Source organism: Cellulomonas citrea, assembly GCF_009829685.1.
GTDB lineage: Bacteria > Actinomycetota > Actinomycetes > Actinomycetales > Cellulomonadaceae > Cellulomonas > Cellulomonas citrea.
In genome coordinates this window covers 1-2,557 of the sequence record NZ_VWSD01000247.1, presented here as the reverse complement: position 1 = coordinate 2,557, position 2,557 = coordinate 1, and the positions used below count along the sequence as shown (strand labels likewise).

At 75.2% G+C, this 2,557-nt stretch carries 1 protein-coding gene and 1 pseudogene; both read left to right on the top strand.

The genetic code is table 11. The features are described 5' to 3' along the window. Nucleotides 1-1,818: MMPL family transporter (locus tag F2B26_RS15715; protein ID WP_159810950.1), on the top strand; the 1,818-nt coding region annotated here is incomplete at its 5' end. A 67-nt stretch (nt 1,819-1,885) separates the two neighbouring features. Further along, nucleotides 1,886-2,557 (top strand): annotated as a pseudogene (locus F2B26_RS15710) (hypothetical protein); the annotation flags it as partial.

Below are 2,557 nucleotides of genomic sequence, written 5' to 3'. Positions count from 1 at the left end.
GTCGTGGCCCCGGCCCAGGACGGCAGCGCGCTGCTCGTCGTGCTCCCGCTGGACGCCGCCGCCGCCGACCAGCTGCTGCCCGACGGGGAGCGCACCGCGACGGTGTTCGTCACCGATGTGCGCGCCGCGCTCCTCGACCAGCTCGGCGCCAGCGCCTCCCAGGCCGGTGACCTGGGCCTCAACGCCTGGGTGACCGGACCGGCCGGCTTCGTCGCGGACCTCGTCGCCGCCTTCGCCGGGATCGACGGGGTGCTGCTGCTCGTCGCGCTCGGGGCGGTGCTGCTCATCCTCGTCGTCGTCTACCGCTCGCCGTTCCTGCCGCTCGCCGTCATCGGCACCGCAGTGTTCGCGCTCGCCCTGGCGGGGTTCGTCGTCTACCAGCTCGCCGCCAACGACGTGCTCGTGCTCAACGGGCAGTCGCAGGGCATCTTGTCGATCCTCGTCGTGGGCGCCAGCGTCGACTACTCGCTGCTGCTCGTCGCGCGCTACCGCGAGGAGCTCCATCGGCACGAGCACCCCGCCGCGGCGATGGGGGCGGCGCTGCGCGCGGCGATCGAGCCGATCGCCGCGAGCGCGGGCACCGTGATCGCCGGGGTGCTCTGCCTGCTGCTGTCCGAGCTCGGGTCCAACCGCAGCCTCGGACCGGTGGCGGCCGTCGGCGTGGTGTCCTCGTTCCTCGCTGCCCTCACGTTGCTGCCGGCGATCCTGCTGCTGCCTGGCAGGCGGGCCAGGGTGCTGTTCTGGCCGCGGGTGCCACGGACGGACCGGCCGGTCCGCACGGGCCGTCTGTGGGCATCGGTCGCGGCCACCGTCGTGCGTCGGGCCAGGGTCGTCGGTCCGGTCGCGGTGCTGCTGCTCGCGGTGGCAGCGGCGTTCGCCCCGGGCCTCAACACCCGCGGCACCGACCAGACCGCCGTCTTCCTCACCTCGGTGGATGCCGTGGCCGGGCAGAAGGTGCTGGCCGAGCACTTCCCGGCCGGGGCCGTCCAGCCCGCCGCCGTCGTCGTCGACCAGGACCAGGCGCAGGCCGTCGTGACGGCGGCGCAGGGCGTCGAGGGCGTGAGCTCGGCCGCCGTGTTCACCGGCACGCCCCCGCGGCCCGGCGCAGCGCCCGTGGTCGTCGACGGCAAGGTGCGGGTCGACGTCGTGACCACCGACCCCGCCGACAGCCAGGCCGCCGTCGACACCGTCCAGAGGCTGCGCACAGCGGTGCACGAGGTCGCCCCCGACGCCCTGGTCGGTGGCGCCGCCGCGCAGAGCCTGGACACCCGCATCGCCGGGCAGCGGGACCTGGCCGTCATCATCCCCGTCGTGCTCGTGGTGATCGCACTCATCCTGGCCCTGCTGCTGCGTGCGGTGGTGGCACCGCTCGTGCTGCTCGGCGCCAACGTGCTGTCCTTCGCGGCCGCGATGGGGGTGGCGGCGCTCGTCTTCGGTGCGATCCCGGGCTGGGGTGCGGCCGACCCCACCGTGCCGCTCTACGGGTTCGTGTTCCTCGTGGCGCTCGGGGTGGACTACTCGATCTTCCTCATGACGCGGGTGCGTGAGGAGTCCCGCCGCTCCGGGACCCGGCAGGGGCTGGAGACCGGTCTGGCGGTGACCGGAGGGGTGATCACCTCGGCTGGGCTCGTGCTGGCGGCCACGTTCGCCGCACTGGCCGTCATCCCGCTGCTGTTCCTGGCCCAGCTTGCGTTCATCGTCGCGTTCGGCGTGCTGCTCGACACGTTCGTCGTGCGCACCCTGCTGGTGCCGGCCGTGGTGGTCCAGCTCGACCGGCGCACCTGGTGGCCGAGCCGGCTGTCCCGGGCGCAGGGCTGAGCGCGCGGCGTCGGCGGGCTGTGGACGACCGCCGACGCCGTGGCGCCCCGGCCGGTTCGATGGGCCCGTGGCGACCCAGGACGCGACCGAGGCCGAACCTCCTCCGGCGACGCAGCCGACCTCCCGTTCCCGCGCGGTGGCGTCGGACGGCCCCGGCGGCGACGTCCTCGTCGCGCTGAGCCGGCTGCCGCACCCGCACCTGGCACCCGTCGGTTCGGCGGTGCCCGACGGGCCGCTCGTCGTCGAGCCGGTGCCCGGCCACCGGCTCGACGAGCTGCGTGCCGCGTCCGGCCCGTTCACCGAGGAGGAGACCGCCACCGTCGTGGTCCCGATCGCCCAGGGGCTGGGCGCGCTGCACGGGGCCGGCCTGGTGCACGGCGGTCCGGACGAGACCTGCATCGTGGTGCGGGTCGACGGGATGCCGGTGCTGGCCGATCTGAGCACCGTCCAGCTCGGCCCCGGCGCCGCCCGCGCGGATCTGCACGCCCTCGTCGCGTGCGCGGTCCGGCTGCTGCCCGATGAGGAGGTCTACGTCGCGGCCGCCGTCGGGCCCGCGTGCCTGCGGTCGCAGCTGCTGGCCCTGCTCGACCAGGAGGCGCTGAGCGCGCAGGACGTGGTGGACGCGTGCTTCCGCAGCGTCGACCCGACCCCGCTGCGTCGACCGCTCGCGAGCTGCGCACTCGAGGCGCCGGTCGCCCGGGAGCACGGTGCCGGTCCGGCCGCCGGGGACGATGGCCTC